At 39.6% G+C, this 26,381-nt stretch carries 33 protein-coding genes and 2 tRNA genes; 25 read left to right on the top strand and 10 right to left on the bottom strand.

Going from position 1 to position 26,381, the window contains the following annotated elements; translation table 11 throughout:
• The first annotated feature begins 120 nt into the window (after positions 1 to 120).
• The 12 genes from WN948_RS03110 to WN948_RS03055 are packed head-to-tail and all read left to right on the top strand — an operon-like array spanning position 121 to position 8,538.
• Complete coding sequence (locus WN948_RS03110; RefSeq protein WP_342305539.1) at positions 121 to 504, top strand: hypothetical protein; 384 nt, start codon at positions 121 to 123, stop codon at positions 502 to 504.
• A 13-nt stretch (positions 505 to 517) separates the two neighbouring features.
• Positions 518 to 856: a hypothetical protein gene (locus WN948_RS03105; protein WP_342305538.1), complete on the top strand. Its 339-nt coding sequence runs from the start codon at positions 518 to 520 to the stop codon at positions 854 to 856.
• A complete protein-coding gene (locus tag WN948_RS03100) occupies positions 849 to 1,268 on the top strand; it encodes a hypothetical protein (protein ID WP_342305537.1) in 420 nt (139 codons plus the stop codon). The genes WN948_RS03105 and WN948_RS03100 overlap by 8 nt, the downstream gene beginning before the upstream one ends.
• A complete protein-coding gene (locus tag WN948_RS03095; RefSeq protein ID WP_342305536.1) occupies positions 1,261 to 1,689 on the top strand; it encodes a hypothetical protein in 429 nt (142 codons plus the stop codon). The genes WN948_RS03100 and WN948_RS03095 overlap by 8 nt, the downstream gene beginning before the upstream one ends.
• The gene (locus WN948_RS03090) at positions 1,686 to 2,084 is read left to right on the top strand and encodes a hypothetical protein (RefSeq protein WP_342305535.1); all 399 of its coding nucleotides are present in this window, start codon (positions 1,686 to 1,688) and stop codon (positions 2,082 to 2,084) included. Before WN948_RS03095 ends, WN948_RS03090 begins: the two co-directional genes overlap by 4 nt.
• Positions 2,085 to 2,093: 9 nt before the next feature.
• The gene (locus tag WN948_RS03085) at positions 2,094 to 4,466 is read left to right on the top strand and encodes a hypothetical protein (protein WP_342305534.1); all 2,373 of its coding nucleotides are present in this window, start codon (positions 2,094 to 2,096) and stop codon (positions 4,464 to 4,466) included.
• A gap of 2 nt (positions 4,467 to 4,468) precedes the next feature.
• Positions 4,469 to 4,717: a hypothetical protein gene (locus WN948_RS03080; protein ID WP_342305533.1), complete on the top strand. Its 249-nt coding sequence runs from the start codon at positions 4,469 to 4,471 to the stop codon at positions 4,715 to 4,717.
• A 4-nt stretch (positions 4,718 to 4,721) separates the two neighbouring features.
• The gene (locus tag WN948_RS03075) at positions 4,722 to 7,232 is read left to right on the top strand and encodes a hypothetical protein (RefSeq protein ID WP_342305532.1); all 2,511 of its coding nucleotides are present in this window, start codon (positions 4,722 to 4,724) and stop codon (positions 7,230 to 7,232) included.
• 2 nt (positions 7,233 to 7,234) lie between these two features.
• On the top strand, positions 7,235 to 7,612 hold the full coding sequence (locus WN948_RS03070) for a hypothetical protein (RefSeq protein WP_342305531.1): 378 nt from the start codon (positions 7,235 to 7,237) through the stop codon (positions 7,610 to 7,612).
• Positions 7,612 to 7,968, top strand: coding sequence for a hypothetical protein (locus tag WN948_RS03065; protein ID WP_342305530.1), 357 nt, complete (start codon positions 7,612 to 7,614; stop codon positions 7,966 to 7,968). The genes WN948_RS03070 and WN948_RS03065 overlap by 1 nt, the downstream gene beginning before the upstream one ends.
• Positions 7,968 to 8,132 carry a hypothetical protein gene (locus WN948_RS03060; RefSeq protein ID WP_342305529.1) on the top strand — a complete coding sequence of 55 codons (165 nt, stop codon included), beginning with the start codon at positions 7,968 to 7,970 and terminating at the stop codon, positions 8,130 to 8,132. The genes WN948_RS03065 and WN948_RS03060 overlap by 1 nt, the downstream gene beginning before the upstream one ends.
• A 1-nt stretch (position 8,133) precedes the next feature.
• A complete protein-coding gene (locus WN948_RS03055) occupies positions 8,134 to 8,538 on the top strand; it encodes a hypothetical protein (RefSeq protein ID WP_342305528.1) in 405 nt (134 codons plus the stop codon).
• A 26-nt stretch (positions 8,539 to 8,564) separates the two neighbouring features.
• Here the strand turns inward: WN948_RS03055 and WN948_RS03050 are convergent, their stop codons facing one another.
• Entirely contained in the window at positions 8,565 to 9,599 is a 1,035-nt protein-coding gene (locus WN948_RS03050) for an AI-2E family transporter (protein ID WP_342305527.1), read from the bottom strand.
• Positions 9,600 to 9,684: 85 nt separating this feature from the next.
• On the opposite strand from WN948_RS03050, the gene WN948_RS03045 reads away from it, so the two are divergent.
• Positions 9,685 to 10,518 (top strand): YihY/virulence factor BrkB family protein, encoded by an 834-nt coding sequence (locus WN948_RS03045; RefSeq protein WP_342305525.1) that lies wholly within the window; start codon positions 9,685 to 9,687, stop codon positions 10,516 to 10,518.
• A gap of 262 nt (positions 10,519 to 10,780) precedes the next feature.
• Positions 10,781 to 11,266: a TspO/MBR family protein gene (locus WN948_RS03040; protein WP_342305524.1), complete on the top strand. Its 486-nt coding sequence runs from the start codon at positions 10,781 to 10,783 to the stop codon at positions 11,264 to 11,266.
• Positions 11,267 to 11,312: 46 nt separating this feature from the next.
• On the opposite strand, the gene WN948_RS03035 is transcribed toward WN948_RS03040, so the two are convergent.
• A complete protein-coding gene (locus WN948_RS03035; protein ID WP_342305522.1) occupies positions 11,313 to 11,612 on the bottom strand; it encodes a carboxymuconolactone decarboxylase family protein in 300 nt (99 codons plus the stop codon).
• A gap of 193 nt (positions 11,613 to 11,805) precedes the next feature.
• On the opposite strand from WN948_RS03035, the gene WN948_RS03030 reads away from it, so the two are divergent.
• The 6 genes from WN948_RS03030 (at position 11,806) to WN948_RS03005 (ending at position 16,401) form a co-directional block, all read left to right on the top strand.
• Positions 11,806 to 12,408, top strand: a complete 603-nt coding sequence (locus WN948_RS03030) for a TetR/AcrR family transcriptional regulator (protein ID WP_342305521.1) — start codon at positions 11,806 to 11,808, stop codon at positions 12,406 to 12,408.
• A gap of 2 nt (positions 12,409 to 12,410) precedes the next feature.
• Positions 12,411 to 13,394 (top strand): ATP-binding cassette domain-containing protein, encoded by a 984-nt coding sequence (locus tag WN948_RS03025; protein ID WP_342305520.1) that lies wholly within the window; start codon positions 12,411 to 12,413, stop codon positions 13,392 to 13,394.
• A gap of 4 nt (positions 13,395 to 13,398) precedes the next feature.
• Positions 13,399 to 14,148 (top strand): ABC transporter permease, encoded by a 750-nt coding sequence (locus WN948_RS03020; protein WP_342305519.1) that lies wholly within the window; start codon positions 13,399 to 13,401, stop codon positions 14,146 to 14,148.
• A 417-nt stretch (positions 14,149 to 14,565) separates the two neighbouring features.
• Positions 14,566 to 14,865, top strand: a complete 300-nt coding sequence (locus WN948_RS03015) for a hypothetical protein (RefSeq protein ID WP_342305518.1) — start codon at positions 14,566 to 14,568, stop codon at positions 14,863 to 14,865.
• Between the two features lies 1 nt (position 14,866).
• Positions 14,867 to 15,583, top strand: coding sequence for a PAS domain-containing protein (locus tag WN948_RS03010; RefSeq protein WP_342305517.1), 717 nt, complete (start codon positions 14,867 to 14,869; stop codon positions 15,581 to 15,583).
• Complete coding sequence (locus WN948_RS03005; protein WP_342305516.1) at positions 15,553 to 16,401, top strand: ATP-binding protein; 849 nt, start codon at positions 15,553 to 15,555, stop codon at positions 16,399 to 16,401. The genes WN948_RS03010 and WN948_RS03005 overlap by 31 nt, the downstream gene beginning before the upstream one ends.
• 6 nt (positions 16,402 to 16,407) lie before the next feature.
• On the opposite strand, the gene WN948_RS03000 is transcribed toward WN948_RS03005, so the two are convergent.
• Positions 16,408 to 16,779, bottom strand: coding sequence for a helix-turn-helix domain-containing protein (locus tag WN948_RS03000; protein WP_342305515.1), 372 nt, complete (start codon positions 16,777 to 16,779; stop codon positions 16,408 to 16,410).
• 127 nt (positions 16,780 to 16,906) lie between these two features.
• Here WN948_RS03000 and WN948_RS02995 point away from each other — a divergent pair, with 127 nt between their 5' ends.
• Positions 16,907 to 17,587 carry a DUF5591 domain-containing protein gene (locus tag WN948_RS02995; RefSeq protein ID WP_342305514.1) on the top strand — a complete coding sequence of 227 codons (681 nt, stop codon included), beginning with the start codon at positions 16,907 to 16,909 and terminating at the stop codon, positions 17,585 to 17,587.
• A gap of 248 nt (positions 17,588 to 17,835) precedes the next feature.
• On the opposite strand, the gene WN948_RS02990 is transcribed toward WN948_RS02995, so the two are convergent.
• On the bottom strand, positions 17,836 to 18,564 hold the full coding sequence (locus WN948_RS02990) for an ATPase domain-containing protein (RefSeq protein ID WP_342305513.1): 729 nt from the start codon (positions 18,562 to 18,564) through the stop codon (positions 17,836 to 17,838).
• A gap of 302 nt (positions 18,565 to 18,866) precedes the next feature.
• On the opposite strand from WN948_RS02990, the gene hmgA reads away from it, so the two are divergent.
• On the top strand, positions 18,867 to 20,111 hold the full coding sequence (gene hmgA / locus WN948_RS02985; protein WP_342305512.1) for a hydroxymethylglutaryl-CoA reductase (NADPH): 1,245 nt from the start codon (positions 18,867 to 18,869) through the stop codon (positions 20,109 to 20,111).
• Between the two features lie 54 nt (positions 20,112 to 20,165).
• Here hmgA and WN948_RS02980 read toward each other — a convergent pair whose 3' ends face one another.
• From WN948_RS02980 to WN948_RS02960, 5 genes are all read right to left on the bottom strand, one after another.
• Complete coding sequence (locus WN948_RS02980; RefSeq protein WP_342305511.1) at positions 20,166 to 20,930, bottom strand: cohesin domain-containing protein; 765 nt, start codon at positions 20,928 to 20,930, stop codon at positions 20,166 to 20,168.
• A gap of 15 nt (positions 20,931 to 20,945) precedes the next feature.
• Positions 20,946 to 21,149 (bottom strand): hypothetical protein, encoded by a 204-nt coding sequence (locus WN948_RS02975; protein WP_342305510.1) that lies wholly within the window; start codon positions 21,147 to 21,149, stop codon positions 20,946 to 20,948.
• A 30-nt stretch (positions 21,150 to 21,179) separates the two neighbouring features.
• Positions 21,180 to 22,421, bottom strand: coding sequence for a 3-isopropylmalate dehydratase large subunit (locus WN948_RS02970; protein WP_342305509.1), 1,242 nt, complete (start codon positions 22,419 to 22,421; stop codon positions 21,180 to 21,182).
• A gap of 158 nt (positions 22,422 to 22,579) precedes the next feature.
• Entirely contained in the window at positions 22,580 to 22,954 is a 375-nt protein-coding gene (locus WN948_RS02965) for a transcriptional regulator (protein ID WP_342305508.1), read from the bottom strand.
• A 506-nt stretch (positions 22,955 to 23,460) separates the two neighbouring features.
• Positions 23,461 to 23,537 (bottom strand) — tRNA-Ile (locus WN948_RS02960).
• Positions 23,538 to 23,717: 180 nt separating this feature from the next.
• Between WN948_RS02960 and WN948_RS02955 the strand changes: the two genes are divergently transcribed.
• From WN948_RS02955 to WN948_RS02945, 3 genes are all read left to right on the top strand, one after another.
• Positions 23,718 to 23,789 (top strand) — tRNA-Ala (locus WN948_RS02955).
• A gap of 254 nt (positions 23,790 to 24,043) precedes the next feature.
• Positions 24,044 to 24,196, top strand: coding sequence for a hypothetical protein (locus WN948_RS02950; protein WP_342305507.1), 153 nt, complete (start codon positions 24,044 to 24,046; stop codon positions 24,194 to 24,196).
• 15 nt (positions 24,197 to 24,211) lie between these two features.
• Positions 24,212 to 25,030, top strand: a complete 819-nt coding sequence (locus WN948_RS02945; RefSeq protein ID WP_342305506.1) for a DUF1638 domain-containing protein — start codon at positions 24,212 to 24,214, stop codon at positions 25,028 to 25,030.
• Positions 25,031 to 25,414: 384 nt separating this feature from the next.
• Here the strand turns inward: WN948_RS02945 and WN948_RS02940 are convergent, their stop codons facing one another.
• Positions 25,415 to 26,242 (bottom strand): archaellin/type IV pilin N-terminal domain-containing protein, encoded by an 828-nt coding sequence (locus tag WN948_RS02940; protein WP_342305505.1) that lies wholly within the window; start codon positions 26,240 to 26,242, stop codon positions 25,415 to 25,417.
• Between the last annotated feature and the right edge of the window lie 139 nt (positions 26,243 to 26,381).

The following is a 26,381-nucleotide window of genomic DNA, read 5'->3' as shown; positions in this document are numbered from 1 at the left end:
TTCACTATCCCTTTTGTGTTATTAAAATATTAAATGTAGTTATTAGTGACTACAAGGGATTACTTTCTTGTCCTATTTATATAATGCACATATATCTTTCAGTGTCAGGTTGTGATACTTATGAATGAAAATATCAAAAAAGTAGCAAATTATCCGATCACTGTCATGATGATGCTTGTGGGAATGTTCCTGGTACTAGTTGATATGCTGGCAGCTGCCTTAAATGGCAAGTTTGTACAGGATGAAGCTGGATCAAGCAACGTGATAGGGGTCATTATCTCAACGATCATATTGCTGTATGTTGCAATTATCCTGGTAGGACAGTTCCAGACCCAGGCAGATGAACAGATGAATTCCGGAGCCCTGGCAAACGATACGCAGGCTCAGGCTGCATATGACAATGCAAAATCATCCGGATGGGGTGCGATCAATCTCATGGGAATGTATCCGTACATCCTTGGTGCGGTGGCGATCCTTGGAGTTGTCGTCATGATCAGCAGATAAGAGGTCGATATCGATGTATATCGACTTCTATTATCTTCTTTTTCTCCTTTCTGCAGGTTCTTTCATAGCTGCATTTGTGTTTCCTGAAAAGGATAACAAGTTGCTGTTCTCGATACTTTCCACGGTAATGTGGATCCTGACAGGCCTTGCATCATACTATGTTGAAAAGGTCAGTGTCCAGGTTGTGGGTGATCAGATCATAGAGCATACTACAGCGATCTATTCCACCAGTTTTGCCATGGTCTGTGGAGCGTTCATGGCAGTGTCACTCATCTATAGTGTCATCACTGGCCTGAGCTTCCTGCAGGAGATCAAGGGAATAAAAGAAAACGAGGGCATAAAATATGAGTGAAACAGAAGAAATTCCAAGATCTGCATATATGGGTTCTATTGCAGAGCTGATCGGAACTCCTGGGGATGTATCCTATGCACTTCAGGAGAAGTATTTTCCATTTATTAACAAGGTCATGCAGCTTAGCAATCTGACCAAAGATCAGATCATTGATATCCAGGACGATCAGGAATTAGCCCGGATAGAAGAGATCAATGGAAAACGCAGGTATGAGATCAGCGATACATATACAAGACTTGATTTCATCCAGCTGCGTGCATATTCCACTGCAGCTCTATCACTTTCATTAAACGGGTTTGCCGTCAAGCAGATCGCAGGAGTTCACAAAAGCATCGAGTACCGTGATACGCAAAAAGGCAACATGGGTATTCTTGGAAGCTTTTTGAAGAAGGGAGGAAACGCCAATGAATAACGCACAGTTATTTAATCTGGTCATGACCTGGGCATTGGTATCCTCTCTATTGCTCATACTCATTGTTCGCTGGAATCCACATGCAATTCGCATAGCTCTGGCAAAAAGGCTGGTATGGGTATGCGATGCTGATGGTGAACTTACTCCAGTCAAAGCAACCCTTGACAGTCTGGCCTATAAGACCAAGAACCACGGTATTTTCGAGTTTGGCCGTGAAGATGTTGTCAGGTATGGCAACAAGCCTGGAATTATCGTATATGCTCCGTATTCCCAGGCAGTCAGACCACAGGTACTGCCAGCAATACAGGCTTTGAAAAAATACGGGATTGAGAGGTATGACCAAATGATGGCAATTCTTTCAGCTCAGGAAATGACACCTGCAGAGTTCAAAAAGTTTCAATCACAGGAGGCTAAACAATGACTATCGCTGTCAAGAACGATGATGGAACAGTTGATATCCTCATAGGCAACGGAGCAGGATGGAATATGACTGCAGCTGATTACTTTGCTATCAGGGAGACGTATGAGAACGGAGCGATCCTTAACCAATGTGTTCTCCGTCCGTCTTCAGTCATCAATTATCTGAAGGAAAGTAATCCCCGGCTCTTAGAAGCAGAGATACAGATCGAGAAGGACAAGCTCCGGAGAAAACTGCAAAACCAGGCATATGACTTTGCCAAGCTTGCTCTTCCTTTTGTGATGATGCTCATTGGTGCTGTAGTTGCTATCAAGATGCTGGATGGCGGAGGGGCTGCAACAATTGCACAACAGGCTGCAAGTGTAGCTACAACGACAGCTCCGATCACACTTAGTTAAGGAGATAAAATGGGAACGTATAAGCTCTCCAGTCAACGCAGAACAGAAGGCTCTGGTTCTAAGAAGCTCAGGGAACACAGAGAATCAACCTCTTCCAGTTCCAGCAAGACCGAAACACCAGCTGAGTACAGGGCAAAGGTTGAAGCACAAAAGTCAGCCAAAACACAGCAAGCAGCTCAGGCAAAAAAGGCAAGAGAACAGCAGATAATCAATCAGTACCAGTCGCAGATGGATCCTTATCAAAGCAGGGTACTGCAACCTGCAAGCTCCACAACATCTCAGGTATCCATAGTATCTGAGACTAGGCAGTCCGTCCCATCACCAGTAAGGCCTGAATATCAAGCAGCATATGCTGAAGCACAAAGTACCAGTCCACACCAGCTGCATGGCAGTGATCCTGCTTCAAGGATGAGCATTACCTCTACACCTAATGTTGATAACGGACTGAACCTGCCAACAGAAACCACTCCTCTAGGTGTAGAATACTCCAGGCTTCAAGACAAAGTGTCAGAGAAGATCCCCACATACGATGCTTTGATATCAAAAAGAAACGAGTACGAACTTTCTCATCCTACAATGCTCAAAGCTCACACTGCAGTGTATGACACTGCACACCAGAATGAGAATGTAGGAGCTGCAGTTGATACATTTTCCTCTTTTGGAAAAGGCGTATACTCCGGGGTCCAGGAACATCCGGTTGATATCGCTCTTATGGTTGGTATGGGTGCCCTTACAGGTCCTGCCATGGGAGTACTGAGTAAAGCTCCGGGAGTTGCCAGGGCAGGAGCTGCAGTAACCAAGATCCCTGTAGTCGGGAATACCATTGCAAGGTATGGGGCAGGAGTGGGACTGACTGGCCTGTATGGATTAGATCTTAATTCCAGGATAACTGCACCGGTCCTGACAGGTGAGGGATTTGAAAGGGATCCTACAACCCAGGAAAAAGCTGAAAGGTTTGGAACGGCGGTTTCCACAGAAATCATTCCATTTACAATAGGTGCCGGAGCAGGAGCTATGAAATCAAAACTTCCTGCTATCACTTCATCAAGTACGGAACAGGGTTTCTTATTGAAAATGAAAGTTCCGGAAGCTGTGAAAATACAGGAACCAGTAGTAAAACCAACGACAGAAGCGACCTACAAAGGGTCTGCTTTTGGTGTCGATTCTTTTGAAATTAAAGCCGTAAACCGGGAAATCACAACCATCAAACCACAGCAGCCAGCCACAGATGTCTTGATCGGCAAAAAAAGCGGAGGCTACACTGACATATATGTCGAGCTCTCAGATAAACAGGCAGCGGCAATATCAAAACAATATACTGGTAAGCTTAGAAACATCAAGACATCAGAAGGTTCATTTGTTGAATTTGAGCCAACTGGCAAAATAGAATCAGCTATCTATGAAAAGTCAGGGGCTACAAAGATCAATGCACCGGACACATCCGGGTTGATCGGTGACATGCCTGAAATTAGCACAACAAAGTTCACCAATCCTTTCAGAGTTGAAAAGCGAGTAGATCTGCAAAAAGGTGAGCTTACCATTGGTGATTCGAATGTGCTACAGCTTCCTGAATTCACTAGAGAAATTAATGTAGATGGTAAGGTTGTTAATGATTTTAACATCTACGACTACTATAAAAAACCAGATTTTCAAGAACCTAAAATGCTTGAATCTGGTCTTGTAAAGGATAGGTCACTCAAGAACTTTATCTCTGATGAGCAGGGGGCTTTGGCAGTTAAGCCCAGGTACAATGTAAAGGATCCATTCATTGGTGAAATGCCTCCTATGACCCTGAAGTCTGTCAAGGTAGAGCAACCACTTGCAACATACAAAGACTCCGATGTTTCAATGATCGATAGGACACAAAAGTTCTCTGACATCAATGAAGCAGCAAAACGGAATATTGATCCATCATCTATACAGGACTCTATCATAAGTACTCAAATAAAGCAGTTCTCAAATTCAAAAAGAAGCGCTAATCCCTTAGGCTTAGTGTTTTCTGTGGGGTCAACAGTTCCACAAATAAAACCTATTCCAGATTCATTTCCCAGGCCAAACACCAACAATGAGAAATCCACTAAACCTTATCGTGATAGTATTCCTGAACCATCTCTGATGCCTGATGTGAACCCTTCTCCAAGGCCTCGGGGAAAACAGAAGGAAACCATTCCGGATCCAGTTTCACAAATATCCCGATCTCTTGCATCCATGGAAGTACCACCTGTTATCCTACCAGAGATTCCAAATTATACTCCCAGGAGAAAGGCTGCAGAAAAGAGAACTACAAAGCGTGGGAGCGGTAAGGAGAAGAATCTCTTTAATCGGTATGGCAATCCCCTGGAGGTTCCAAAAGGACTTGATAAGGCGTTCAGGAGACTTTAAGCATGGGAGCTGTGGGTGCATGGTTCAGGTTTTTTGCAGGGATGTTTACCATTGCAGCTACGGTAATCTTCTCAGAGCCAATTTTTGATGTCATGGATGATTATGCCACCACCCTGGGAATATATAATCATCCTACTCTGGTGTTTGTGAGAGGAGCTCGTTATTATTCTCTTATCCTGGTAGGCATTGCACTCATGATCAGTGCGTTTGCCGAGTCAACTACTACTGAAAGCGGTGGATATTACAGGTGATTGTTTGAAGCTTAGACTATTTCCTGTTCTTGTCGTGTTGCTGCTCAGTATTAATATGGTGGCAGCCGAGGAATATCCCTATTATATTGATAACACTAATCTAACAACAGTTGTGGATATATCTGGCAGCAGCAATCTCACACTATATGTAGAAAAAATACCCGGCTATACTCCAAACGGCGAAGCAGTTTATACTTTTTTTGAGAACTGTTCAGGTGATTTCTCAGAATGGACAGGGCAAATAGAAGAAGGAACTGGCTCTTTTACAGGAAAAGGAAAAGTAGGGGGGGTATATTCTTCATCTTCTGATATGGCTCGTATAACAAATGAGCAAGAAGATGGCTTTATTTTAGAATTTGATTTTTACGGCGTTGCACCAAATTCATATGGTTGTTCTGTTGCTGTCGGGAGTACTGCAATAGATGATAACACAGCAGGTTATCTGCATCAATCATCTAGCAGTGGCCAGTTTTACTATAATGGTAACATGTTCTATGATGGTGTGATGAGCACTTGGTACCGTATAAAACTTGTAACTTCAAGTAAATCTAATCAGGTTTGGTATGTTTACGACATGGACGGCAACTTGTTAGGAACCTCTACAGAAGGTACAAACACAAGATCTGCAAATTATGTGAAATGGAAACAGAACTGGGTAACAAGTACATCAGTATATGAATATCTTGACAATGTAACTATTCGGCAGTACACTTCAAATGAACCGACAATTTCCGTTACTGACGCAGGAACGTATTATATTATTGAAATTCAAAATAATGAAGCGACCCAGCTCAATGATTATCAGATATCTGTACCAATCGTTGACATCGATATTAACACCACTACAGAAAGTATCAAAATCACAGATGAAGCCCCATATCCAGTGGTGTCTGTCTCCCTCATAACTCCTCTTAATGCCTCAATAACTTCTAATGGATCTTTGCAGTATAGTGTTTCAGGCAGTGGTAATCTAAGTACTATAGTGTATATTGATTCATCACCGATATGGTCAGGTGCAATTGATGAGGGTAATAATACATTATCCCCCTCTCTCTTACAAGGTGTGCATTCCTGGTATGTTAATGCATCATCCACCGTAGGAGCTAACACAACATACAATCTTTCAGACACATGGTATTTTACATATGACTCAATAGACCCTGCAATAAGCAGCATTGATATTGACCCGGATTACAACAACATAGCCGACGGCACAGTAGTACACACTAATATAGAATGGTCAGATACTAACTTAAAAAATGCATCGTTCTATGTAGATTATGGCTCCGGCTACTCCCTGGAAGAAAGCACCACATTCTCATCCACTACAGAATGGTTCAACACCACCATAGACACCACTGGCTATACAGGTGAGGTTATTAGTTGGTATCAGGTATCATATGATGAAGCCGGAAACAGCTATACATACAGCGACTCATTCAACGTGGTCCTGAATGCACTGAACATCTATGTCTATGATGAAACCACATCTAACTCGATTCTCCCTTCTTATGTAGTGATCTATAACGAAGATATCAGTAAAGAAGCCACAATCTCAGAAGCAACGAACATATCCAGTCTAAGTTACGACAGTCTATCGACTGATAAATATATAGTTCGTGTTTCTGCAGATGGTTACTATTCCAGGAACTCAATAATCTATGTGGATATAACCAGCCTTGCAGAGCTTAATGTATATCTCCCATCTGAGAATGAAACCGTCATATTCGACCAGTTTGTACTCACTGACAATACTGGTGCCTACAATGAGGGAGATTGCATTATAAGATTGGATAAGCCTCTCACAAATGGCACTGATACTGTATTCTCTTCATACTTTGACTTTGAAGGGATTACTTCCACTTACCTTATTGCAACTGATCAGTACATTCTCTACATCGAAACTCCTGACAGGACCATAAATTACGGATGGTTGACTCCGGATGCAGACGGTGTGATAGATATTGTGCTCAGTGATTCTCCTGTAGATCTAACGGAGCAATGGTTGAGCTATTCATTTAATCATGATGATTCCGGAGTGATTTCCCTTTCCTACGAGTCAACCCTGGAGATTGATAATTGCATGTTCTGGGTGAACGCCACAAACGGAACAAACTTATACACGGCTTCCAGTGCTACGGACTCAGGGAGCTTCACTTTTACAGGGGATATCAATAGTACCTATTATGTTGGTTTTGCTGCTCTGAGCGTTTCTGGAGAGGACATAGCAGTCACCAGACTTGTGACCTGGAGCGGTGATGGTGTACAACCGGAAAGACTGATATTATTGCCTGAGGACGCACCAGACTGGCTTTACAACCTTATCAGTGCAGGGATTGTTGTAGTCTCCATCTTGATTTTTGGCCAGTTCCGTGCTGATGTGGGCTGTGTTATAGGGGCTGCATTTGCAGGCTTGTTCTGGTATTGGGGCTGGCTGCAGGTCACTGGTATTGTAATAGCAATAGCTGTGATCATTGCAGTATCTGCTATGATGCATCGCTCCAGGAGGACCTGATAATGGTCTCCTTCAAGTCAGCTGTTACTGCCCTGATCCTGATTCAATTAAGTATTGGCATAGTGAACCTGACCGGCATATTTCCTGTTCAGGAGGATGTTGATGTTGTTCCACAACAAACGATCAATGATATGCGAGAGGACCTGAATCAAACCAGCAACGATGAAAACAATATCATTGATTACTTTGGAACACTTGGCAAGGTCGTTTACAGAGGTCTGTCTATGGCTGTCACATTTATCGGTTTCATCTTTACTGGAGTACCTACGATCCTGAAACTCTTCTACATCCCGGATGCCATTGCAGACCTGATAGGCTATGCGGTGGATGCCCTGGTGATCTTGGGAGTTGCATATAAACTGTTTAACAGAGGTGGATGATGTCGAACACTACGATACCAAGCTTCAACACAACGGGATTTAATGTCAGCAATTATCCCAGCATTATGAAATTCACCAATCTATCAAGCTATGATGCTTTCTTCACTCCTTTTACTGATGTCTGGATCAATCAGGTCTATGGTGATTGGTGGTGGCTCATAGTACTGTTTGTGACTGTAGGAATAACGCTGGTGAAATACCAGGAAGTATTTGCTCCGTCCCTTGTACTGTTGATAGTATCGGCTGTATTGACGAAGGCAGTGCCTGCGGAGGTGCAGGTCGTACTATATCTGCTCATGATCCTGGGATTACTGGGTGTTCTGTATGGATGGTTTGAGGGCCGTGGAGGATACTGATGTTTGTAATAGACGATAAAGGGGAGGCGAAAAGAGTTCGTAACGTGTCAGATATTGAAAAGATCAATAAAGAGCGATTGAATGTTTTTGATGAGAATGGCAAGATGCTTGCCAGGAAGATCTCAAAGAGTTTACTGATATCCAAGATGTTTGGAGGTAGATAAAATGCGTTTCATAAAACACTTTTTTAATGAACAGAAGAAGGAAAAAGCAATCAACAAGAAGCTAAAGACTGTAAAAGAGAACAAAGCCATAGCTGTAGAAAAAAAGCAGCTTGTGAATCTAGGCCTCTCAGAAGATGAAGCAGAGTTCAAGGCTCGTAAGAACTTGAAAAGAGCAAAGCAGAAAGAGACTGTCAATTCGGTTATCTCAGGCCTGAGCAATGCTGTAGATACTTTAGATATGGGCCCTGAAATACCAGCTAAGACACGACAACAAAAATCAAGTTCCAGGTCTTCAACTAAAAACAAATCGAAGAAAAAAGGAAGACCTAAACAAAATCAGCCTGGCCAAAAAGGTAGAGGAGGTTCAAATCCTTTGGAAATGGATCTTCCGGGGTTTGAGTTATAATCTCTATTTTAAATTGAAGAACATCCTCAATCTTGTAAATACTCCTCGTTGAACATCTTTGCCATGAGGACTACGTATGATATTAACAGAGGACCAATCACAATTCCCAGTAGTCCGAATAGGTTCAATCCGATTATCACTCCTATAATTGATTCAAGGGGGTGAATACTCCCGACTTTCTTCTGTATCAATGGCCGGAGGAAATTATCAACAGAACTAAGGAGTACACCTCCTATCAAAATGCCCAAAGCAGTAAAATAATCCTGTTGAATTAATTGAACTATTACTGCAGGTGCCCATATGAGTGTTGCACCGACTACTGGAAGGAAAGAGAGAAGAACTGCGACAAAGCCCCAGAGGAATGCACCCTCAACTCCAAGCAAAAGAAATGTCACTGTGAGTATTGTTCCCTGTACAAAGGCAATTATGCCCGAACTGATAAGTGTTGCATTAACAATGGACTTGAATTCATTTTTGAGGATTTCCGTATTCTTCCTGTTGAATGGTATTGCATTTTGAAGTTTAATTGAGTATGTTGACCCAACTCCTGTAAGCAGGTAGTACAGGAGGAAGTACATTATCACAAATTCAATAAGCCTTTGTCCCAGGCTTTGAATTGCATTTAAGAGCAGAATGCTAAAGAAATTGGCAGCTGATGCAATAACTTCTGTTATTTTATCTCGTATGCTAATCTCTACGGGTAATTTTTCAAGAGGCAGTTGATTGACATAGAGGCTTAATGAGTCTATATATTTAAGAATGGTATCCGTGTCAAACAGGATATTTTGCATCTGGAGGGCCACTATTGTTATGAGTATGTATAATGGGATCAATATTAAAATGACTGTTAGGAAGATGATCGTAAAAGCTGCTATGCTTTTGTTTAAGCTCTTTTTGTTTGTAAGGTATGTATATAGTGGTTTGAAGACCACATACAGTATGAATGCCCCGAAAAATGCATTGATGTAGGGGTAAAGGGCGTAAATAAGTACGGCTGCCATTACACTAAGCACCAGGAGTGCCTGTGGCATCTTGCCTGACTGTTTCATTACTTCCTTCATTATTGTCCCTGGTATTTAAGATTAATATCCATATATCGTTGTTATCTGATAACAACTATATCCTATTGGATAATTATTTTAGTCGATGGTATCAAAATATGTCGGCCTGTTTAGTAGAACTCTGGATAAGTGGAAGGAAGATGATGGTATCATAAATAGTGCCGCTCTTTCTTTCCATACAGTAATAGGCCTGCCTGCTCTTCTTCTTTTCACTCTGTTCTTAGGTAGTATTTTCCTGAAAGAGCAGATAATCGAGGCGGCCATCATTACGGATGTATCATTGTTTGCAGATGACGTTTCTATAAAAGCTTTGAATACGCTTTTCACACAGCTTTCTGTGAGCAACTCTCTTAGTGTTAGTGCTATTGTCAGTTTCTTGATATATCTATGGAGTGCAGGCAATATTTTCCTTCAGCTTCAAAAGATGATCAATAAAATGTGGGGTATGGAGTTTTCTAACAGAAACTGGCTTCATCGTTTTCTCCGTAAAAGGTTCTCAGCTCTTGTTGCAGCTCTTGCCTTTGGGATGCTTGTGGCCATGAGTACAGTATTTGAACTGATATTCTTTGTCATTTCTGATAATCTGGAAGCAACTCTTTCAATTTCTACAGGCGCTGTCAAATATGCAAGCTTTTTGATCAATTTTGCTACACTGATCGTTCTTTTCATGTACCTTTTCAGAATGCTTCCTGAGGCAAATATTGACTTAAAATATGTTTTTACAGGTTCACTACTAACAGTTATCTTGCTTACAATGGGCAAATATATGATGGGTATTTACCTATCATACAGTAATGTTGCTACAGTATACGGAACAATAGGTTCGATAATTGTCATTTTCCTTTGGGTCTATATGTCTTCTATTATTGTTACTTTCATGGCAGAATTCATAGGGGTCTATTCTGAATCCGATCGATAAAGACAATCTAATAATTGTGGATTCTGTATTTTATATAGTATATTTCTTTGTATAATTGGTGTGTTTTGCGGCTAGTGTGAATCTTTGTGATATTAATACTGCACAATCATACACTGGATTATCGGGTATAGTAGGCATGTATGATTTTTTATTAAATTTTCATACGTGTGTTTGGTTGCTTATTTTTCAACCTACATTTTAAATGTATGATAGGAACATATAATTATTATTCAATATTATATGTATGAAGGGAGTGCATAAAGTGAATTGGAGACAAATTGATTTTAAAAAATTAGTGATTTCAATCGCCTTATGTCAGATAACAGGCATACTTGGCGGAATCTTCACTTACAATTCCATATCTACGTGGTATGCATCACTTGTGAAGCCATACTTCGTTCCTCCGGGCTGGCTTTTTTCAGTGGTCTGGCCTCTCCTTTATCTTTTAATGGGTATTGCTTTTTATATTATATGGCAAAAAGGGTGGCAGATAAGAAAAGTAAGAACCGCAATGTACGTATTTAGCATCCAGCTATTTTTGAATTTACTCTGGTCCATTTTGTTTTTCGGACTTCGTTCTCCCTTCATGGGTCTAATTGACATCGTGCTTCTCTGGATAGTTATCGTATTGAATATTGTGCTCTTCTATAGGATCTCAAAACCCGCAGGTATGCTTCTAGTACCATACATCCTCTGGGTATCATTTGCAACTATGCTTAATTATTCGATAATGATATTGAACCTTTGAAGTTTACAAGGTTTGTTCATATAAGTCTGTGGATTAAAAATCTCTTTTATAGTATATCTCTCAGAGCATTAGCTGCCGCATATACGCTTCCAATACCGCCAATATAGTTTGCTATGCGAACAGCTTCCATTATTTCTTCTTTTGTTGCTCCTTCGTCCATTGCCTGCATTGCCAGTATCTTTACCCCATCCACAGCTCCGTGTTCAGCATCAAGTGCCAGGGCTATGAGGTACTTGTATTTTAGTGGAATGCTGCCTTGCGAAAGTGCATTTTCACGTGTTGCTTCTATTATATTAAAAAAATCGCTGTCTTTTTCCTGAATTATGTTTAGTGGGTGTCCTTCCATTATTTCTCCTCCTTTTATTTACACATAATCTTTTTTGTCTTGTATTTTGACCATAGGATATTGTGTTTGTCTTGTATTTTATTTTTTACCTTTATTTTTTGCTTTTGTCTGGTCTTTAGCTTCAAAATGCTTATATATGACCGTGGTCATTTATGACCATGGTCATTTATACTTGATGAACAAACGAGGTAGTATGTCCCTGCGAGAGAAAAAGAAACAGGAAACCAGAAATCGAATTTTTGATGTATCGGGTAAATTGTTCAAAGAAAAAGGTTTTGAGAACACCACAGTTGGCGAAATAACAAAAGAAGCTGGTATAGCTAAAGGCACGTTCTTTAATTATTTTCCAACAAAAGAATCACTTCTGTTTTACTTTAAAAAGCAAAAAGAGGAGCTGATCTTCAATATAGTGGAAACTCAGATGTCTTTGGATGTGCCTGCAAAGGAGAAGATCATGAATTTCTTCGTTCTCCTTGCAGAGAACTATGAAAAGGACAAGGAACTCACAAGACTATTGTTCTTTGAACATAAGCGGCTTACGATGGCTTCCAGTCAGCGTTCTGGTAAGAAAGAGCACGGTCATCAGAGGTTTATCGATATACTCTGTGATTTTCTCAAAGAGGGTATGCAAAATGGGGAAATCAGGAACGAAATTGACCTTAAAATCGCATCAGAAAGTCTGAATGCTATCTATTTCCACTCACTTATGATATGGTTACATTCGGATAATGATGACTCTTTTTCCAGGGATATATCAGCAAAGATCGATCTTTTATTCGAAGGAATCGGGGAATAAAAATGTTTGCAATTATAGTTGAAGATCTTACTAAGAAATTCGGTGATTTCACCGCCGTAAACAACCTTTCTTTTAACATAAAGAAAGGTGAGGTATTCGGTCTGCTCGGTCCTAACGGAGCCGGGAAAACCACTACCATGTCCATGCTTTCAACCATGCTCAAACCAAGTTCTGGAAAAGCATCTGTCAATGGATATGATATACTGAAAAACGAAGATGATGTCCGTAAATCAATTGGCATAGTATTTCAGGACCAGAGTCTTGATGAGGAACTTACAGCTTACGAGAATATGGATTTTCATGGAAGATTGTATCGTATTCCTAAGGACATCAGGCAAAAAAAGATAATGGAACTCCTTAAACTGGTGGAATTGGATGAGAAAAAAGACAATATTGTGAAAACATATTCTGGCGGTATGAGGCGGCGTCTGGAAATTGCAAGGGGACTGTTGCATGAACCAAAAGTTCTTTTCCTGGACGAACCCACCCTTGGCCTTGACCCACAGACAAGGAATCACCTTTGGGACTACATAGAGAAATTGAACAAAGAAAAAGGTATTAGCATTATTCTGACCACGCATTATATGGAAGAGGCTGACAAACTCTGCCATAGGATAGCCATTATAGATAAGGGTGGGATAGTGGCCATGGACACGTCTGAAAAATTGAAAAATGATATTGGAGGAGATGTAATCACTATAGTCTCTTCAGGACATGCTGATCTTTATTCAGTTGTTAGGTCCTTGCCGGAGATCGAAAGCATTGAGGTGCATGATTCCTCTCTCGTCATTGGTTTGCAAAATGCGGAAAAGCATGTTGCACAGATAGTCACTATGGCTTCAGAGAATGGTATTCCTATTGATTCGATATCCATTCATAAACCAACCCTTGAAGATGTGTTCCTGCATTTTACGGGTAGGAGTATCAGAGAAGAGGAAGCCAATGGAAAAGAACAGATGCGTATGATGAAAAGGGCAAGGAGATGATGGAATGGATATAGTTTACACTATATGGCTAAGGAATGTGAAACGATTTATTCGTTCAAAAAGCAGAATCTTGGGTAGCTTAGGTATGCCTGTGTTTTTCCTTCTGGTCCTTGGATTCGGCCTGAATTCCGTAGTCGTTCTTCCAGGTATGGAACAGGGATACATAGGCTTCATAATTCCGGGGATCATTTCCATGAGCGTTCTTTTCACTTCGGTGTTCTCAGGTATACAGATAATATGGGACAAGCAGTTCGGTTTTCTGAAAGAGACGCTGGTTGCACCGGTCTCAAGACTTGAGATCATGCTTGGTCAGACATTTGGAGGGGCTACCACAGCAGTAATACAGGGACTCATGATTTTTGTCCTTTCATTGTTCATGGGACTTAAGATTAGCAGTATCTCTGGATTTGCAATAGCAATTATTTTCATGGTGCTGATTGGGATATCATTCACAGCATTCGGGATTGCCATAGCTTCAAGAATGGATGATATGCACGGTTTCCAGCTCATAATGAATTTTGTGATCTTCCCGATATTCGGATTATCCGGTGCCTTGTTCCCCATCGACAGCCTGCCAGCAGGAGTCAGGTTCCTTACATTACTGGATCCTCTGACTTATGGAGTTGAAGGTATCAGGTATGGACTTCTCGGCAGTTCCCAGATAGATCCTGCAATAAGTTTTGTAGTCCTTTCAGGATTTACGGTAATGATGGTGGTAGTTGGTTCCTATCTGTTCAGGAAGATTAGTGTCTGATACATACATTAAACGGGTATGTTCAAATCTCTCTTATAATCCCGAAATTGTAATGCAATTAATATAAAAAAAGGTTGGGGGTCTAATATTCAGGCTCCCGGAGTATTTACGTTAGTTAGCTTTTTTTGTCCTTGGATGGTAAGGGTCAGATGGTGAATTTCATTGTATTGCAGCGTATTCTTCCGATAAAGTAATCAGAAGGTTCTATTTCTCATGTGGACTATAGTAGGTTTACAATCAAAAAACAGTTTAATTATTTTTAAAATACTTTCATATGCGTCTCTTATGGTGGAAAGTAATATTCCAGTACTTTTTTATATTAGTAACTTTATATTATGTATGACTCTGCAAGCTCTCTAATTTTACAATTGTGCAAGATGATTAGTAGAAGCTTGTTTACTGGTTAGAAGTGAGTTCATGAACAAATTATTGTTGTTTGATTGTGCTGGAAAACAGGATTCTATGCTCAAATCAAGGCTTGCGGAAATGGAATGTACGGTATTTTCATTATTAACATCAAGCTTAGTTAATCCTGATGATGTTCATGTCATGGGAAATGATAGTGTCTTTTACTCATACGATGAAATGGAGTTCAATGCAAAGTTTGATGCTCTGTTTACTAGCTCACTATTGAATAGCACTCTTTCCGAAAACATGGATGTTTCCCTATTTGGTGATGGGGAGTATGTTGGCAATATTATTACGGAGGGTTTGTGAAATGAAGGATGACTTTTCTATTCAAGAGAAAGCGCTGGACATAGCTTATGAGCATGCTCCAAATTTGATTTTGATAGTCGATCATAACTTTCGAGTGGAGCGCATCAATAGGATTGGCGTTGAAACCATAGGAAAGGACCCTAAGGATATACTTGGGTTCGCATTAGGGACTATATTTTCATGTGTCAATTCATTTGGAGGGGATGGGTGTGGCACAAATCATAATTGTGTTACCTGTTCTATTCGTGCTATCATTGCTGAGTCATTTAGGTTAGGTTCTGATTTTCATAAAATTGAAGGAAGTATGGATACTCTTAGTGATGATGGTGTTGTTTCAATTCATAAATTCCTGGTTTCTACTGTATATGTGAGTTCACAGGACAATGATAAAGTTCTTTTGTACCTTGATGATATAACTGAGCGTAAAAAGGCTGAAAACACTCTAAAAGAAAGTGAGGAACGTTTCCAGACTTTGTATGAGAACATGCCAGGTGGGATGATCATCATCGGTAAAGATTACGTAATAGAAGACGTAAATCAGCGTACTTGCGAGATTACAGGCTATGGGAAGGAGGAACTTTTAGGACAACTATGTGATATTGTTTGTCCCAAGGGTTCATTATCGAAAAAATGTCCAATATGGATTGATTGTCTTGATGGATTCCAGGGAATGGATACTGCCATCAAATGCAAAGATGGAACCAAGACTCGATATTGAAAAATGCAAAGAAGATCTTCATTGAGGGAGAGCAATATATTCTGGAGAATTTCCAGGACATATCTGTACAAAAAGATGCCGCAGAGGCTATAATCAATGCAAGGATATCGGCTGAGGAAGCTAACAGGATCAAGAGTGAGTTTCTTGCAACTATGAGTCACGAGCTTCGAACGCCTTTGAATGCCGTAATTGGTTATTCTGATCTTTTGCTAGAAGAGTCCTTTGGGGTGCTCGGTTCGCAGCAGAAAAAGTCCTTAAATCATATTTCTAATAGTGGGAGGCATCTCTTGAAATTGATCAATGACATTCTTGATATCTCAAAAGTAGAATCTGGAAAAATGGAATTGTATTATGAAGATTTCTTTGCTAGTGAAATGTTCATGACAGTCTTGAATATCATTTCTCCTCTTGCAAGGAAAAAGAACATAAAACTTGAAAGTTCTATTGTTCCTGATAACTTATTAGTAAATGCTGACAAGATCCGGTTCAAGCAGATATTGTTCAATCTTGCAAGCAATGCAGTGAAGTTTACTTCGGATGGCGGTTCTGTTCTATTAAAGGCACACAAAAGGGATGATATAATGAAGTTCTCCGTGATTGATACTGGTATAGGCATCTCATCTGATGATGTTGGTAGGTTATTTCTTCCTTTCCAGCAAATCGATTCTACTATTTCAAGAGAATATGATGGTACAGGCCTTGGACTATCACTTGTAAAAAAATTCGTTGAAATGCATGGCGGGATGGTGTCAGTTGAAAGTGAGCCTGGCCAGGGTAGTAACTTCAGTTTCAGTATTCCTCTGGGTGACAAACACTAGTCTTTCCTAAGCCAAAAGTTCTTTGTCGAAGTTTTCGATAAGATCATTCATTTTTTGGTACCATTTGTCTATGGTTTTTTTGATCATTTCCTTAACCACGGTCGGTTCAATGGCAACATATTCATAGTAGTATCCGCCGATGGAAATAGATTTTGTTTCTCTGTATACAAGTCCGGCGGCAATGAGGTTTTGTAATGAGCGGTATGCTGTGCTTCGCTCACGATTAAGCAGTTCTCCGAGTTTCTCTGCTGTCATGGCACCGTTTTCAAGCAGGGTTTTATATGTATTGATGTCAAGTTCCTTTAGTCCGAGTATGCATTTTGCCATGTCTTCACATTTGCATTCGGCTCTTAGCATTTCAGGTATAGAACTTGCCATGTTTTTTCCTCAGATATTTTATAATAAGTTTTAATGATGATGATGATGATGATGATTGTACAATTTGCACAAAACCGCTTAAAGATTGCGTCAATTATATATATAGTTTGCCAGAATTCTATCTTCCTTGACAATAATACCTGAAAAAGAGCGCTCAAGTCTCCCGTTGGATACTGATGAGATAATATATCACCCTGATATGATACGTGCAAATGAGTGGGTACTTTCTGAATATGAAGCACCGGTTCGGGAATTCTGTATATTTGTTCCTTGTGCAAAGAAAAAACCATATCATGAGAGTCCTTCTCATAAAATATTCGACAAAGTAATATTTGGAATGCTTGATCCTGAGGATGTGCATATTGTCGTTTTTGGAACATGCGGTATCACTCCAAGGGAACTGGATACGGAATATCCTTTTATGGATTATCAATTCATGCTTGGAAAATGTAATGTTGCAAAGATCAAAAGAGATTTCATTAAGATGGAAAGCCAGAGGTTATCGCAGTATCTTGAAAAAACGCGTGACAATTATAAGCATCGTATCGCTTATTGCATAGGTGATTTCAGGAAAGCTATGGAGCTTGCGGTTGAAATGTCTGGCGTTGAAGTAATAATAGTTCCAAAAGAATATACGGTCAACGCACATGTCCAGCCGGGGAAGAAATTCATTTATGGAAGTCTTAATCAGGCAAGTTATCTTCAGGACTTTTCAAATTCAATTGCAACCATTATCGGAAAAGAGTCAAAGAATCCTGATTTTGATGATGGCGAAAAAACCAATGACAATGATTGGTATTTATTGTAAAACTTATTTTGTAACTATTCAGCCTGATAAAAACGCTATCAATAACAATCTTGACAAAAAGTTGAAACGTAAATTTCATTAGGATCATTTATTTTGATTGTTGCTATTGATTGCTTTTTTGATTGTTAGATTGTTAGTGAGCAGACATCTCTATTTCGATGAAATCAGTACCAATAGGCAAATCGTGCCAGGCTGAATAGTTACCTTATTTTTAAAAAGAAATGAAAACGTGGCTTCAATTGCCACTATTATTCCAGATATGGTGATTGTGCAAGTACTGACATACCATTGTCTGAAATGTTAAGTACGCGTACTTCGTTTATTGTGCCGGACCCCCTCATCTTCATTATATAAATTGAGCGCTGAAGGTTGTTTCCTGAAATAATACGGCCCAGTTTAACGACTGAATCTGCACCATATTCTACCATTTCGTCAAGCCCGAACATTGCTCCGACTGTTATTACAGAGGTTACATTATGCTTTCTAAACACGCTGAATACGTCATCTATGAGCGTTCTTAACTTGTAATTTGATTCAATGGCAAGGAAAAGTGCCTCAACTGAGTCAATAAATATGCGTGTTGGCTGTATGTCCTCTATTTTGCTTTCAACCAGTTTCTTAAAACTTTTGATTAGCTCAGATGGTGCAATCTCAACACTTTTCTGAAGGCGAAGACTTGGATCTGTGATATCGACAAAAGTGAGCAGACCCTGTTCAACATATTCCTCAAGATTCCAGTCAAAGGACGTTTTCATTTCCTTAACAATGGATTTTGATTCTTCGGAGGTGATAATACACATTACTTTTTCACCTTTTTTAACTCCTTCGACTATGAACTGTGTCCCAAATATCGTTTTACCTGTACCAGAATCTCCTGATACGACATTTGCAGTTCCTTCGAAGAATCCTCCGCGCAACATTTCATCCAGTCCGGGTATTCCGGAATTAACTCTCTCTGATGGGTCGGCATCTGTCATATTAAACCACCTGTTAGTGTATATTAAATATCTAATTTATAATCCCAAACTTCTTGAATATAAGGATTCGATATATACTTTCACTCAAAAGTATATGATGATTATCACTAGTACTTTTTTGAATATAGTTTATTATGCCATCCTTATATAAAAAAGCACGTATTTAATTTTATTTGCTAGCATTACTTACTCTCTCATAATTCAAAAAGCAACTAGGCGTGAACTATTTGTATTATTGAAACCAAGTGCGTACTTATAAAAAAGATACAGGATGCTGTTTGTTTTATTCACGGAAGATTATTATGAAATCAAGAATGGATTTGAACAAAGATAAACAAGAATTACTGGATGATCTTATTTCTGGTAAGATTTCTTTTCATAAACTGGATAGTCTGACGGACAAACAGACTGCTGTTATGATCAGGAGATATGCTCTTGAGAAAACTTCCGGATTTAATTTTGATCATATACAGAATTTCTCAATAGATGTTGAAGATGCAGGCAAAAGAAATATAGAGAACATGATCGGAGCTATTCAGATTCCCTTGGGGGTAGCTTCTCCGTTAAAAGTAAACGGTGAGTTTTCGGATGGTATATTCCAGATACCGCTGGCTACTACAGAAGGTGCTCTTGTTGCCAGTGTGAATCGTGGATGTTCTGTTATTACAAGGTCTGGTGGTGCAAATGTCCGCATATTCCGTGATCTAATGACACGAGCTCCGGTGTTCAGGCTGGAAAATGTGATAAAGTCTAAAGAGTTTGCAGACTGGCTCCAGGATCCTGCTGTTCTTTCCAGGATGAAAACGAAAGCCTCTGAAACCACACGGTTTGGTGAGCTTGTGGATGTGCAGGCATTTGTTACAGGCAATACTGTCTATGTTCGCTTTTCCTATGATACTAAAGACGCTATGGGGATGAACATGGTTACGATTGCTACAGATGCGGTTCTAAGTCTCATAAAGGATGAGTTCGGTGCCATTCCTGTGTCTCTTTCCGGTAATATGTGTACTGACAAGAAGCCCGCTGCAATAAACTCTATACTTGGAAGGGGTAAAACCGTCGTTGCAGATGTGACGATCCCTGCAGAAATTGTGGAGTCGCGTCTCAAGTGTAAACCTGAAACAATGGTGGAAGTGAACTATCGCAAGAATCTTCTTGGTTCTGCACGTGCAGGTTCGCTTGGGTATAATGCGCATGCTGCAAATATTATAGCTGCAATGTACCTTGCCTGTGGTCAGGACCCTGCTCATGTTGTTGAAGGTAGCAGTGCTATAACTACGATGGAATTGAACAAATATGGTGAACTGTACTGCTCTGTTACTCTTCCTGCAATGGCCATAGGTACTGTTGGAGGTGGCACAAATCTGGGCACACAGAGCGACTGCCTGAGATTGCTGGGTGTAAAAGGCTCTGGAAATCCACCAGGTTCCAATTCAAAAAAGCTTGCTGAGATAATTGCTTCTGCTGTGCTTGCAGGCGAGATATCACTGATAGGTGCACAAGCTGCTGGCCATTTGGCAAAGGCTCATGCAGAACTTGGAAGATAAAAATATTAAATTACCGTTACAAAGGGATTTTCTCTGTATCCCTTTGTAATAATTCTACTTTTTCCGGTCAAGGAAGTAAGCAATTGCAAAGAATCCAATTGCTGCAAAAATAAGAATTATCCAGTTTGATTTTTTGCTGTTGTCTATTTCAGGAATATCTGATTCATTCATTCCGTCTTCTTCTGCCTGGTCAGGTGTACTTGCCAGAAACATCTCGTCATTTTCATTTGAATCAGCATCTTGCCTGATGTTAGATGTGGACACTTCATCTTGTATCGGAATATTGTTGAACCCATTTTGAATATTATCATCTGCACCGGTTATAGTTATTATCGAATCAAATGTTGTTGCTGGTAATTCTTCTCCCCGTTGGTTCCCAAGCACGAGATTTGTGATTCTGAGCTGACAGGGGCCATTTTTTGATTGTGCCTCGAGCGTGACCGTGCAGAAGATGCCTTCATCTGTGACACCTTCTCCCTTAATCAGTGAGCTGTATATCTGTGAAACCGTTCCTGTTGATTTGCTGATGGTTCCAGGGTTGAATATCACTGGTGCATCACTATTTGCAAAAAAACTTCCTTCTTCAATGCTATTGATGGCTACAAGAGAGCTATCGTATGTAAGGTCAAATTGCAAACCATAGATCGGTGTGTCCGGTTTGATATAAATATCAAATTCAAAAGCTTCTCCTGATTTCACTTCTTGTGCAGAAGGAATTATGTTGACACTCGTGGCTGCAATTGCCATTCCTGAAAAAAATATAAGGTATGATGCGATAAAGATTGCATATATTACAATCTTTGTTGGTGATTTTCGCATGTACGTTTTCCTGTTTTATTCCAGTTTATTTTTTGCTTTTTTCAGCAATTTGGAACATTCATTCATTTTCTCTGCTGCCATTTTTATATCTTCAGCTATTTCCTTATAGCCTGCTGTCTCGATTTTTGTAGCCCATTCGCTGAAACTCTCACTGTGGCTTTCGTTGTGTTCTATCCAGTGTCCAATAAGATGTTCAAGTTTTGGCTTATCAAGTTCCATTATAATATCTCCGGATATATTTTGTTATTTTTAAATTTCACGAGGGTCAGTAATCTCACCGGTAAGTGCAGAGGCAGCTGCAGTCGCAGGTGATGCAAGATAAATGTAGCCACCGGTTCCCATTCTTCCTTTGAAGTTCCTGTTGGCTGTTGAAATGCATACTTCATCTTTACCGATAACTCCCATATGGCCTCCAAGACATGGCCCGCATCCTGGTGAGCCAATCGTAACTCCGGCTTCCAGAAGAATCTCTATTGTACCGTTTCTGACGGCCTCTATTAGAATATTACGTGATGCAGGTATTGCAATAGTTCTGATGGCAACCTTTTCTCCTTTGAGGATGGATGCGGCAACTTCAAGGTCCTCAAGTCTGCCATTGGTACAGGTTCCTATAAATGCCTGATCGAGTTTTGTAGGTTTGATGTCAGATATATCGCTAACATTGTCAACCTGGTGCGGGATGGCAATTTGCGGTTCAATTTCATTTGTATCGAAGTCGTATTCTTTTGAATAGACTGCATCCTCATCAGCGTAAACCGAATCGTATTCAACGGCTGCAATATCTTCAATAAAATCAAAGGTTGTCTTGTCAGGGGGAATTATGCCTGCTTTTGCTCCCATTTCAATTGCCATGTTAGAAAGGGTCATCCTGCCTGACATGGAAAGGGCGTCTATTGTGCTTCCATAGAACTCGGCAGCCTTGTAGGTTGCACCGGCAATTCCAAGGGTGCCTATTATTTTGAGTGTAAGATCTTTTGCATATACTCCCTTGTTGAATTTACCTTCAGCATTTATCCTGATACTTTCAGGTACCTTGAACCATAGTTTTCCGGCTGCAAAAATTTCTGCCATGTCCGTGGCTCCGACACCGGTTGCAAATGCTCCGAATGCTCCGTAAGTGCAGGAATGTGAGTCTGCCCCGACGATGAGTTTACCTGGCAATGCAAATCCATTCTCTGGGAGCAATTGGTGGCATATACCTTCGCCTATATCGTAAAAGTTTTTGATGCCCTGATCTTTTATCCATCCGCGGATATCATGCTGTAATGCGGCAGTAGTATCTGTATTTGCAGGTGTGAGGTGGTCAAATGGTATTATTATTTTTTCAGGGTTCCATACTTTATTTTCTTCCATTTCCCTGAAAGCTCTTACAGCAAGGATGCTTGTTCCATCATGTGCCATGGCAAAATCTACATCGGCTATAACAAAATCGTTCGCCTTCGCTTTTTTTCCTGATGCACGGCTGAATATTTTTTCACTTATAGTGCTCAAAAGATTAACTCCATTCGTGTGACTGCGATAAGGATGTATACAACATCTATTATTAACTTAAAATCTTCGATAGGAACAATTGTTTGTTATAGGGTGATATAATGTTCCCTGTAAAAAAGAGTTTGTGCTGTCATTGGCAGCAAAAAGCAAAAAAGATATTATGCAAGTCTTTTCAGCTTTTCAATGTTATTGAGGATATATCTGCTTTCAAGAAGAATTTTTTGTTCTATATTATAAACTATTTGTTCAAGTGGGGTGACAAGTCTGTAAAGTTTAACTGGTCTACCCTTGCCTTCAGTTTTCTTTTCTTCTCTTATGTTCACCCAGTTATTATCTTTGAGGTATCTCATTGCAATACTTACTTCAGGTTGCCTGAGGTTGGAGTTCTTCTCAATCTCGCGTGAGGTGATCTCTTCCCCGCAGGAAAGACAGGCGAGGGTTAAGGCTACAGTTCTATTTATGTCTAATTTTCTGAGCAATTCTACGATCTCATATTCTTTTTCACTCATACCACTGGGTTTTTTGTCTCTCATGTAAAATCACCTGATTATGTGTAATAAATTTAGTTTTTGTTTTTTTGAATTTCTGCCATTAAAAATACAACATTAGGTAATGCTTGTGTAATGATATTTTTCGAATGGCTTGCCCTTTTCTTTGAAAGGTTAATTTTGTAATTTTTTTACTTGATAACAATTACTATTATAGCATGCTATAATATATTAATATTTTTTATATTAGAATATTAAGTCTGAAACATCTATTTTTTATGATATACTATTGACTATGCACAGGGCAGAGAACCAGAGCCTTAGCTAAAATAAGCGTGAGATGTTTTTAAATTTTTAATTAAGTGTGTGCTTAAAGTAAGAGGAATGATTCTGAAAAAATTAATTATTGATCTTGGAAAACTATAGACTGTGCAATACCAGATGACGCTTCTGAAGCGCGAATCGAAGTGCATCACTACGCTCAGCACCACAATAATAGTAAAAAAACATAATTAATCAATCAAAACCAGCATCAGAAAGATAATTATTAATGGTGGGCCCGATGAGATTCGAACTCATGGCCTCACGGTTATCAGCCGTGCGCTCTACCTAGCTAAGCTACGGGCCCACAATGCTTATGTTTCACGCAACGCCTTCATCACGCGACACTCCAAATACGCATACAGGTACTTTAATATTTCGCTTGAAAACAGAAATCTGCCCTTAATTTGTTTAGAATGATGAAAGTACATACAAGTTTGCAGCGATAGGTTTATGTCAGATAATGTGATTTAAGACTTGATATTTCGGGCTGGTAGATCAGGGGAAGATCGCTACCTTGGCATGGTAGAGGCCTCGGGTTCAATTCCCGACCAGTCCATTAAATTATTTTTGCAGTCTTTTTGTTTTTATTGCGTTTTTGTTGTTATTTCTCAGTGCGTTAGCAATGTGTCCGAATATATGCATATCTCTTGGTGCGTGCTGTGGTATGTGTTCATGAACTTTTACAGGACTTTGGTGCTTTTCTATGTGGTATAACAGCTTATCTAAATGCTCATTTAATGCCAACTACCAATTATTTCATTAAAAATCAATAAATGAAATGTAACGCAGGGGCATTAAGGTATCTTTGTTATGGAATGTGTGGAAAATACTGTATTTGATGAGGGTGATGTTAAATTTGAAGCAATGAGTAATTATATAATGCTTCATTTGGGCAATGTTCTGTTTATGGAAACAAAAATTACGTTTAAGGGTGTGGTGGGAATACCACATATTGAAAGTTAAAAGGAGAGTTGTAGCGTGCCATCATTATACCTGTTATCCTGCCGTATGTTTGAAGATGAACTCGTTCATATATTTGAAGAGGAAGATGAGAATTCTCGCCTGATAATGATTGAGAACGAAAACATCGAAGTAATTAAAGAGAAACTAAATGATGTTTCCATAGAGTATGAGGTAATATCACTCAATGACGTGCCTTCAAAGCTCGGCCAGACTGATGATTTTGTAGTTGTCCTGAATATCCTGGAGTTTGCACTGGATGCTGATCCATCTCTTCTCAAAGAAAAGGTCTACATGTCCATTGAAGAAATGGGAGATATATTTAATGGTTTCCTCGTTTTTTATGGTCTTTGCGGCAACGTTCTTGGGTCACTTGAATCAGACTTTGCTTATCTTGGGGTGCCGGTGAGGATTCTTAAAGATGCTCAGGGTAATATTGTGGATGATTGTATCTGTGCTGCATTTGGAGACAGGAATGCCTATGTGGCAGCTATGAAGGGTGGAGAAAGAGGGGAGGGGATATACTTCCTTACTCCAATGCAAGCAGCCAACTGGAAAGAAATGCTTGTCCTTGCAAAATTAACTCCTGATCCCGATAACATCAAAATGACGAAAATGGTCTTTGATTACTCTGGCTACAAGCATGTTGGAAAGGTGGATACGGGGTTATGTTACGAAAAAAAGTTCGATGAGGCTGTTGATGAATTTGCCTGTCTCTTTGATTTTGAAAAAAAGCTATTTACAGGTTCCACGAAAGTAGCAGATGAATGTTATTATTCTATCAAAAAAGAGATTACTAACGGATATTCTATAGAAAGGGTAGCTAACAAGGACTAAACAGGCTGTACCTTATTTTAATTTATTTTATTTTTAAACAACCTTTTACATTATACAGTAGTGTGTACATAAGAGAACAATCATTAAATAATATATACTTTTATGAACTGTGACACGGTGTGGACCTTTAAGAAATCTTGTTCTCTTCCAAAGGGTAAATTAAAAATTTCAATGTGAACGAGAAACAAAAACCCTTTCCAGTATCATCACTGGACATGGGTATGCTCTTTATATTTTATTGTGCCTCTATAGCATAGGTACACTTTTCGTGAGTCTTGTCTATAATGGCTTTATTTTGTCTAAGAAAACAACGATCAATAAAAAATATAATTTTTAAAAAAGTGAATAACCTGTCAGAAGGTGGTTATTTTCATTTCGATTTTATTATGGATATAATTGTACCATTGCATTGCTTCCATAGGTAGTTGGAAGAATAAAGTCTGCATTTGCTGATGCCCCTGCTTCTGGTGTAAGTACCATATTTACGGACGTACGTGGTACAAGGTTGAGCCCTGAATCTTGCAGTGAGGATGAAATATTGATTGAACTGAGGGTTGCATATCCCGTATCTGCGGAAGTCTGGGATGCAGTCGGTATATAGATTACAACAATATCGCCTGTAGTCATCACAGGAATTGATTGGGAAAAAGAGTCATCTTCATCTCTTATATCGTCAACTGAAAAATAGTTTTGTGCATTTACGTATGTAACATTTAATTCTGCATTGCCAATTGTTGTATTTTCTGTGAACAGCTTCTGTAAGTTTGCAGCAGCATCTGCGCTAAAACCAGACATGTTTCCCTGAAAATCGGAACGAGGTGATAAGCTGTTCCTGTTGCCAGCATGTACAAGATTATTGGACCTGAATCCATCTGTAATGGAGATGATAACCTGGTTTAGGTCTACAGGTTCACTGGCTGCATTAAGCCCCATTGTTAGTTTGAAAACATCAATCGTTGAAGACATATCAGTATCACTGTTCTCAGATCTGAATCCTTCTATATTATGTATCATTAGGTTTGAAGAAACTTCTTTTGTTGCTTCTTTTCCTGTAGATAGTGCATCCTGTTGCAATACTCCTGATGTCTGAATTAATACAGATGCTGCAACTGCTGCGACAAGAACCATCGCAATAAAGATTATCAGGGTGCCGATTCCGATTTGTCCTTTTGTAGAAGACTCCCATTTTTTGTTAGAATTTATAGAATTCATCGATTTTCACCGGGAATGTTAGTGGCTAACAGTGCATTAGTTGCACATATACATGTATATTGTTTTTTATATATTTATATTTTACTTAAGCCTAAAACAGAATATGCGTCAATAGTGCCGACAAATATCTATGGGGGTG

Source organism: Methanolobus sp. ZRKC5 (assembly GCF_038446525.1).
Classification (GTDB): Archaea; Halobacteriota; Methanosarcinia; order Methanosarcinales; family Methanosarcinaceae; genus Methanolobus.
Note: the sequence above shows the minus strand (reverse complement) of the source record. Positions and strands in the feature narration are given on the sequence as shown.

Bases quoted from the DNA above. Each gene is read 5' to 3' on its own strand.
- WN948_RS03110 (WP_342305539.1), top strand. From the start codon at position 121: ATGAATGAAAATATCAAAAAAGTAGCAAATTATCCGATCACTGTCATG.
- WN948_RS03105 (WP_342305538.1), top strand. From the start codon at position 518: ATGTATATCGACTTCTATTATCTTCTTTTTCTCCTTTCTGCAGGTTCT.
- WN948_RS03100 (WP_342305537.1), top strand. From the start codon at position 849: ATGAGTGAAACAGAAGAAATTCCAAGATCTGCATATATGGGTTCTATT.
- WN948_RS03095 (WP_342305536.1), top strand. From the start codon at position 1,261: ATGAATAACGCACAGTTATTTAATCTGGTCATGACCTGGGCATTGGTA.
- WN948_RS03090 (WP_342305535.1), top strand. From the start codon at position 1,686: ATGACTATCGCTGTCAAGAACGATGATGGAACAGTTGATATCCTCATA.
- WN948_RS03085 (WP_342305534.1), top strand. From the start codon at position 2,094: ATGGGAACGTATAAGCTCTCCAGTCAACGCAGAACAGAAGGCTCTGGT.
- WN948_RS03080 (WP_342305533.1), top strand. From the start codon at position 4,469: ATGGGAGCTGTGGGTGCATGGTTCAGGTTTTTTGCAGGGATGTTTACC.
- WN948_RS03070 (WP_342305531.1), top strand. From the start codon at position 7,235: ATGGTCTCCTTCAAGTCAGCTGTTACTGCCCTGATCCTGATTCAATTA.
- WN948_RS03065 (WP_342305530.1), top strand. From the start codon at position 7,612: ATGTCGAACACTACGATACCAAGCTTCAACACAACGGGATTTAATGTC.
- WN948_RS03060 (WP_342305529.1), top strand. From the start codon at position 7,968: ATGTTTGTAATAGACGATAAAGGGGAGGCGAAAAGAGTTCGTAACGTG.
- WN948_RS03055 (WP_342305528.1), top strand. From the start codon at position 8,134: ATGCGTTTCATAAAACACTTTTTTAATGAACAGAAGAAGGAAAAAGCA.
- WN948_RS03050 (WP_342305527.1), bottom strand. From the start codon at position 9,599: ATGAAGGAAGTAATGAAACAGTCAGGCAAGATGCCACAGGCACTCCTG.
- WN948_RS03045 (WP_342305525.1), top strand. From the start codon at position 9,685: ATGGTATCAAAATATGTCGGCCTGTTTAGTAGAACTCTGGATAAGTGG.
- WN948_RS03035 (WP_342305522.1), bottom strand. From the start codon at position 11,612: ATGGAAGGACACCCACTAAACATAATTCAGGAAAAAGACAGCGATTTT.
- WN948_RS03030 (WP_342305521.1), top strand. From the start codon at position 11,806: ATGTCCCTGCGAGAGAAAAAGAAACAGGAAACCAGAAATCGAATTTTT.
- WN948_RS03025 (WP_342305520.1), top strand. From the start codon at position 12,411: ATGTTTGCAATTATAGTTGAAGATCTTACTAAGAAATTCGGTGATTTC.
- WN948_RS03020 (WP_342305519.1), top strand. From the start codon at position 13,399: ATGGATATAGTTTACACTATATGGCTAAGGAATGTGAAACGATTTATT.
- WN948_RS03015 (WP_342305518.1), top strand. From the start codon at position 14,566: ATGAACAAATTATTGTTGTTTGATTGTGCTGGAAAACAGGATTCTATG.
- WN948_RS03010 (WP_342305517.1), top strand. From the start codon at position 14,867: ATGAAGGATGACTTTTCTATTCAAGAGAAAGCGCTGGACATAGCTTAT.
- WN948_RS03005 (WP_342305516.1), top strand. From the start codon at position 15,553: ATGCAAAGATGGAACCAAGACTCGATATTGAAAAATGCAAAGAAGATC.
- WN948_RS03000 (WP_342305515.1), bottom strand. From the start codon at position 16,779: ATGGCAAGTTCTATACCTGAAATGCTAAGAGCCGAATGCAAATGTGAA.
- WN948_RS02990 (WP_342305513.1), bottom strand. From the start codon at position 18,564: ATGACAGATGCCGACCCATCAGAGAGAGTTAATTCCGGAATACCCGGA.
- hmgA (WP_342305512.1), top strand. From the start codon at position 18,867: ATGAAATCAAGAATGGATTTGAACAAAGATAAACAAGAATTACTGGAT.
- WN948_RS02980 (WP_342305511.1), bottom strand. From the start codon at position 20,930: ATGCGAAAATCACCAACAAAGATTGTAATATATGCAATCTTTATCGCA.
- WN948_RS02975 (WP_342305510.1), bottom strand. From the start codon at position 21,149: ATGGAACTTGATAAGCCAAAACTTGAACATCTTATTGGACACTGGATA.
- WN948_RS02965 (WP_342305508.1), bottom strand. From the start codon at position 22,954: ATGAGAGACAAAAAACCCAGTGGTATGAGTGAAAAAGAATATGAGATC.
- WN948_RS02950 (WP_342305507.1), top strand. From the start codon at position 24,044: ATGGAATGTGTGGAAAATACTGTATTTGATGAGGGTGATGTTAAATTT.
- WN948_RS02940 (WP_342305505.1), bottom strand. From the start codon at position 26,242: ATGAATTCTATAAATTCTAACAAAAAATGGGAGTCTTCTACAAAAGGA.